Origin of the sequence: Paraburkholderia sp. C35, from assembly GCF_003121405.1 — a bacterium.
Lineage (GTDB): Bacteria > Pseudomonadota > Gammaproteobacteria > Burkholderiales > Burkholderiaceae > Paraburkholderia.
Window position 1 is genome coordinate 1 of the sequence record NZ_QBUY01000202.1, and the last position, 5882, is coordinate 5882.

A 5882-nucleotide genomic window follows, 5' to 3' on the forward strand; every position below is an offset into this window, starting at 1 on the left:
CCACCTGGGCGGCCGTGGACTAACCAACAAGGTGTGCTGGACGCGGGGGCGTGAAGCGGGTGATGCGCTCTTTAAGAGCGTTGGCAGCGGGCGTCGGGAAGAACGATGCCGCATGAAGGATAGGACCGGCTGGGGGCCCGCAGGCAACTACAAGAACGGGTGGTGTTCAGCGGCTTTCTTTTGCCTACTTTTCTTTGCCGCGGCAAAGAAAAGTAGGTGCTGCCCCGCACAGGGGCAACGCAAGAAGCACCACTAACAATAAGCGGATGCCGGCGCAAAAACAAAAAAACCTGGATCAAACAACCTGCTCAACAGGCCGCACCACAACCTCAACCCGCCGCGTGCCACGCAGCACACTCACATTCACATCGATATCGATCTTCGAAGCATCCAGCACGCGCTGCAGCGCATCCACACCATCGACAACCTGCCCGTCGATCGCAATGACAGTGTCATCAGTCCGCAATCCGCCAACAGCCGCAGGACTGCCCTTCACGATCTCCATGACGCGCACGCCACTTTCCGATTCCAACCCGAAGTAACGCTGCACGCGTCGAGGCAACGCCATGCTCGTCCCGGCAACGCCAATGAAAGCGCGCCGCACACGCCCGTGCGCAAAGATCTGCATGATCACCCACTTCGCGGTGTCGATTGCCGTCGCGAAACTGATCGACTGCGCGCCCGGAATGATCGCGGTATTCACGCCGATCACCTGCCCCGCAGAATTGATCAGCGGCCCGCCGGAGTTACCCGGATTGAGCGCGGCGTCCGTCTGAATGACGTCGTAGATCATGCGCCCGGAGTTCGACCGCAACGAACGTCCCAGCGCGGACACCACGCCCGCCGTGACGGTCTGCTCGAGTCCGAGCGGATTGCCGACAGCAACGGCAATCTGCCCGACGCGCAGTTTGCCCGATTCGCCGAGCACGACGTGCGGCAGCGGCTCCGCCGAACCAATGCGCAGCACGGCAAGATCGCTGTGCGGATCGTCGCCGACCAGATCGGCGTCGAATTTCGTGCCGTCGGCAAGCTGCACGCGAATATGCGTCGCGCCATGCACGACGTGGCTGTTGGTCAGCAGATAACCGTCGGGCGTGAAGATAAATCCCGAGCCGGTGCCCGCGCGCGCGTGGCGCTCCGGCGCGCCCGGCACGCGGCGCTCGACTGTGATGAAAACGACGGCCGCTCGCACCTGTTCGAGCGCATCGATGACCGTGCGCGAATAGGCGTCGAGAAGTGCGTCGTCGGTGGACGATCCGGGGGCAGCGCCGCTCGGCAGCGCTCCCGACAGATCGTCGATAAAACGGGGACGGCTTCCCATGACAAGGCTCCCACTAAGCGAGAGCCGCACATGCAGGGCGGGTCAGCCGTTTTCAAGCGCAATGGCAAGCGCGCCAGGCGAGCGAAGATCGGCCCGCCCAGCGAGTCTGCTCGAAAAACGCGTCAGATGAGTTTCAGGTTGCGGATGCGGCCGATGCGCGGCGAGCGTTCGAGTATCAGCTTCTCGATAGCTTCGGGCACCAGCGCCTTGGGAATGCTCGACGGCACATCCGACACCAGTTGTGACGGCACATTCACGATGAAGTCGTCGGGTGCGGTGGCGAGGCTGTGCTCGTAGGTAACGCGGTAGTCCATGCTAAGTGTGAGAACGTTGGTGAGCGGGTGAAGTCGTTGTATTCGAAGGCGCGCCGCCATCGCGTGCGCGCTTTCTGTTCCGAGATCGTACCGCAGACGCGCCGCCCGCGCCGCACGGCCCGCTGCACAATGTGCGCCGCCGAACGCCTGCCACGCAGAAATCACGCGGAAGCCGGACGGAACGCTCGCGCGTCCACGTCCGGCCTGGCTGGTCTCCCGCGCGTGATCGACGTGAAAGTTCAGGCTTGCGTCACGCGTTCCGTGTTCGGGCCGCTTCGAACCTCTTCCGGGCCGCCACGGCCAGGCGATTACCGGTGCCACCCACCGCGGCCCCAGCAACAGCTATAGCCAACGCCGACATTCACCGTCGGCCCCGCGTAATAACCCGGCGCGTAGCCGTAGGCCGGCGCGTACCCATAGCCGTAAGGCGGCGCGACGACGCAGCCTCCCAGACCGATCGTCGCCAGGGCGACGGCTGCCAGCATCAGAAGTCTCTTCATGATCGTTCTCCCTTCTCCTATGTCATTTGAGCAGACGCTACAGAAGGTGTTCGTGACCACTTGTGACGGCACATTACGGTTTGCTACGCGTGGCGCTACAGGCGGGCCGTCGCCGCCCCGCGCAAGAAAGGCGCCTGCCCGACCCAGGGCCATTCCGTGCAGACCGCGCACTAACAGTTGCTTACCATTCGCCGGGTCGTGGAAAAAAGCAGGCGCGCCCGCGCGCCCCCAGGCAGATTTCGATGACGTCGGTATGAATCCGAAACCGGCCTCTGTTCGACCGATTGAGCATGGCCCCCGAGGCGCACACTGCAGTCATGCCAGTGCACTGAGGAGCCTGAAAATGTCTTCCCGCCATGACAGCAGCAAGCCGTTCGAGCATGACACGTTTGAAACGCCGGATTGGAACAGCCCGCGGGACTACCCGCAAGCCGACATGATGCGCGGCCTGCAGCTCGCGTCCGACACGGTACTGCGCCTCGCCACGCAGACGCACGCGGCCGTCGCTCGCGGCGACGCGGCAAGCGCGGAACTGGCGCGGATGTCGCTGGAAAAGCAGCTTGCGTTGACCACGCGGCTGATCGACGAGCTTCTGTTCGACGGACAGGACCACCACACGACTCATTGACTGGCCGCACGCGCGGCCGGGCAAACTGAACGCCACGGCAGTAACGGCAGCACCGACTGACTGGAATACGAAATGAACGCTTTGACTGTACTTCTCTGCATCTGGGCCATGGTCGCGTTGTGCGCAGTGCTGTTCATCCGTGGCGCGAGTCCGCGCGTCGAGCGTCCGCGCAAGGCGAAGCAGACGGGCGTGTCGCGCTATTCGATCGCCGAGTAAATCTTTCCGCCTTTGCGGCGAAGGCGCGCCGACGTTCAGCGCCCTCGCCTTCGCACCGCTTCGTACCGCTTCGCTCGCCGGACACCCGGCAGCTTTTCACGATGCCAGTTTCAGTCGCCGGATAGCGTGCCGTTGGGTGCTATCCGGCGCCCGTTGACGCGCCTCACCCCGCCGTTGCACGCAGCGACGGCAGCAATGCACGCCCTTCCTGTGCCGCCGGCTCCGGCCAGCGCATCCGTTCGACGGAAATCTGCCGCTGCGGCGCTTCGCTCACGAACGCATCGAGCGTCTCGCGAATATCGCGATCGATGAAATCGGCCCGCTCGGCGTCGATCAGCACGGTCGCGCGGTCGGGAATCTGTTCGAGGCAATGCGACAGCATCGGCTTCGACAGGAACGTCGCGTCCTTGCGCAGCACCAGCAGATAGTGATCGTCGTGACACGTCAGCGTGAACGTGCGCGACAGGTTCGCGCGCATGGCGAGCAGCGCGCTCGTCGCGATGCCGATACCGATGCCGATCAGCAGATCCGTCGCCAGCACGCCGACAATCGTCGCTGCAAACGGCACGAAGCGGTCGACGCCTTCGCGCGCCATCGCAGCGAACAGCGCCGGCTTGGCCAGCTTGTAGCCCGTGTGGATCAGGATCGCGGCGAGACAGGCGAGCGGAATCAGGTTCAGCACCGCCGTCAGCGCGAACACGCTCACCAGCAGCAGCGCGCCGTGAATCACCGCCGACATGCGTGTCTGCGCACCCGCGTTCACGTTCGCCGAACTGCGCACGATCACGGCCGTCAGCGGCAGCCCGCCAAGCACCGCCGCCACCATGTTGCCGACGCCCTGTGCCTTCAGTTCGCGATCCGGCGATGCACGGCGGCGCTTCGGATCGATCTGTTCGACGGCTTCGAGACTTAGCAGCGTTTCCAGACTCGCGACGATGGCGAGCGTCAGCGCCACGCGCCAGACGTGACCGTCGGCGAGTTGCGTGAAGTCGGGCATCGACAGCGCGCCCGTCAGTGCGGCGAACGAATCGAGCGACGCCAGTGCCACACGGTGTTCGGTGGGCAAGGCCAGCGCGGGCGCGAGCACATCGAGCGCGAGCGTCACGCCGATGCCGAGCGCGACGGCCGCGAGCGGCCCCGGCACCATGCGCACGAGTGCATAACGCTTGGCGCGCGGCGTCTCCCAGAAGAACAGCATAGCGAGCGACACCACGACGAGCAGGACCGACACAATGGTCACATCGCCGAACGGCGTCGGCAGCGTGCCGGCGTGCGCGACTTGCGCATCGGCGCCGCTCACCAGCCCCAGACCGAGCGGAAGCTGCTTGACGATCAGGATGATGCCGATGGAAGCGAGCATGCCCTTGATGACGGCGACGGGTACGAAGCTCGCCAGCCGTCCCGCGCGCAACAGACCGAAGCCGATCTGTAACGCGCCCGCGATCAGCACGGCGGAGAGGAACGCGGAGAAACTGCCGAGCGACGCAATCGCCGAGACGACGATCACGACGAGGCCGGCAGCGGGACCGCTGACGCTCAGATGCGAGCCGCTCAGCAACGCGACGACCAGACCGCCGACGATGCCGGAGCTCAGGCCGGCGAACGGCTCGACGCCCGCCGCCGTCGCGATGCCGAGACACAGCGGCAGCGCGACGAGAAACACGACGATGCCCGCGAAGACATCGCTGCGCAGGTTCGATAGACGGGTGACAGGAGAGTTGTTCATGGTATCCACGAGGTCGAGTTGAGCCACGCCGCCCGGTGACATGCACCGGCGGCGGTCGGGCCAAAAACGCGAAAAGGAACGGGAAGGACGCGGGCTACGCGGCGCTAGGCCGCGTTGCGCACAGGCTCGTGTGCTTCGGCGATCTGCCGGGCTTCGTCGAAATCGGTGAGTTGCGTGAGCAGCCCTTCGCGCAGCCCGAACACCCAGCCGTGGACTTGCGGCGGACGCGGCGCACGGCGCACGATGGGCGATTCACGCAGCAGGCGCACCTGCTCGATCACATTCAGTTCCGCGAAGCGGTCGACGCGCGCATCGAAATCCGCGATGGCACGCAATTCGTCGCGATGACGTTCGGCGAGTTCTCGCAATCCGGCGATACGGCGGCTCACGACGGGCAAGCCGTCCATCGGCGGCGACAGCGCGGCGCGCACGCCGCCGCAATGATGATGACCGCAGATCACGACGTGCTCGACCTTGAGCGCATGCACCGCATACTCGACCACGCTCGACGCATTGCCGTCGTCGGAGGTGTAGAGATTGGCGATGTTGCGATGAACGAACAGCTCGCCCGGTTGCGCGTTGGTGATGCGCTCGGCGGGCACACGGCTATCCGAGCAACCGATCCACAGGATGCGGGGTTGCTGGCCGCGCGCCAGTTCCGTGAAGAACGCCGGGTCACGCGCGGATACTTCCTGCGACCACGCCAGATTGGACAGCAACAAACGTTTTGGATGATTCATCGATCATGCTCCTGCCAGCTTCTGAATTGAAGGGAGACTGTCCATCGCGGATAAACACGATAGTGATTACGAAAAGCTTACGGCAAGAAGGTTCCGAAAAAAAATCAATAAAAATTCATTTGATGCTGGGTGCATTCGATGCCCGGAAAGCGTGCATACATGCGGGTTTGGGGCTTTTTTATGTTGTTTGTTTGGGTTCGGTTTTTGGGTTTTGATTTTTGTCAAAGGTGTCAGTGGGGGAGGTTTTTGACAGGGGTGTCAATGAGGTGGTTTTTGGGTTTTGATTTGGGTTTGGGGTTGCTCGTGCTTTTGGTGCGTAGATAGGCTCTGCGCCGGCATCCGCGTTATGCCTTCGGGCTTCATGCGTCGCCCCTGTGCGGGGCAGCACCTACTTTTCTTTGCCGCCGCAAAGAAAAGTAGGCAAAAGAAAGCGGGCT

At 63.6% G+C, this 5882-nt stretch carries 7 protein-coding genes; 2 read left to right on the top strand and 5 right to left on the bottom strand.

Annotated elements, in window-relative coordinates; translation table 11 throughout:
• Positions 1–295: 295 nt before the first annotated feature.
• The 3 genes from DK391_RS43705 to DK391_RS43715 form a co-directional block, all read right to left on the bottom strand.
• Positions 296–1321 carry a trypsin-like peptidase domain-containing protein gene (locus DK391_RS43705; protein WP_109484223.1) on the bottom strand — a complete coding sequence of 342 codons (1026 nt, stop codon included), beginning with the start codon at positions 1319–1321 and terminating at the stop codon, positions 296–298.
• Positions 1322–1443: 122 nt separating this feature from the next.
• Positions 1444–1635, bottom strand: a complete 192-nt coding sequence (locus tag DK391_RS43710) for a hypothetical protein (RefSeq protein WP_109484224.1) — start codon at positions 1633–1635, stop codon at positions 1444–1446.
• Between the two features lie 308 nt (positions 1636–1943).
• Complete coding sequence (locus DK391_RS43715; protein WP_109484225.1) at positions 1944–2135, bottom strand: hypothetical protein; 192 nt, start codon at positions 2133–2135, stop codon at positions 1944–1946.
• 343 nt (positions 2136–2478) lie between these two features.
• Here DK391_RS43715 and DK391_RS43720 point away from each other — a divergent pair, with 343 nt between their 5' ends.
• Entirely contained in the window at positions 2479–2763 is a 285-nt protein-coding gene (locus tag DK391_RS43720) for a hypothetical protein (protein WP_109484226.1), read from the top strand.
• A gap of 72 nt (positions 2764–2835) precedes the next feature.
• Positions 2836–2979: a hypothetical protein gene (locus DK391_RS45160; protein WP_204117547.1), complete on the top strand. Its 144-nt coding sequence runs from the start codon at positions 2836–2838 to the stop codon at positions 2977–2979.
• A gap of 163 nt (positions 2980–3142) precedes the next feature.
• Here DK391_RS45160 and DK391_RS43725 read toward each other — a convergent pair whose 3' ends face one another.
• On the bottom strand, positions 3143–4705 hold the full coding sequence (locus DK391_RS43725; RefSeq protein WP_109484228.1) for a SulP family inorganic anion transporter: 1563 nt from the start codon (positions 4703–4705) through the stop codon (positions 3143–3145).
• A 104-nt stretch (positions 4706–4809) separates the two neighbouring features.
• Positions 4810–5445 carry a carbonic anhydrase gene (locus DK391_RS43730; protein WP_109484227.1) on the bottom strand — a complete coding sequence of 212 codons (636 nt, stop codon included), beginning with the start codon at positions 5443–5445 and terminating at the stop codon, positions 4810–4812.
• Between the last annotated feature and the right edge of the window lie 437 nt (positions 5446–5882).

Bases quoted from the DNA above. Each gene is read 5' to 3' on its own strand.
- DK391_RS43705 (WP_109484223.1), bottom strand. From the start codon at position 1,321: ATGGGAAGCCGTCCCCGTTTTATCGACGATCTGTCGGGAGCGCTGCCG.
- DK391_RS45160 (WP_204117547.1), top strand. From the start codon at position 2,836: ATGAACGCTTTGACTGTACTTCTCTGCATCTGGGCCATGGTCGCGTTG.
- DK391_RS43730 (WP_109484227.1), bottom strand. From the start codon at position 5,445: ATGAATCATCCAAAACGTTTGTTGCTGTCCAATCTGGCGTGGTCGCAG.
- DK391_RS43720 (WP_109484226.1), top strand. From the start codon at position 2,479: ATGTCTTCCCGCCATGACAGCAGCAAGCCGTTCGAGCATGACACGTTT.
- DK391_RS43710 (WP_109484224.1), bottom strand. From the start codon at position 1,635: ATGGACTACCGCGTTACCTACGAGCACAGCCTCGCCACCGCACCCGAC.
- DK391_RS43725 (WP_109484228.1), bottom strand. From the start codon at position 4,705: ATGAACAACTCTCCTGTCACCCGTCTATCGAACCTGCGCAGCGATGTC.
- DK391_RS43715 (WP_109484225.1), bottom strand. From the start codon at position 2,135: ATGAAGAGACTTCTGATGCTGGCAGCCGTCGCCCTGGCGACGATCGGT.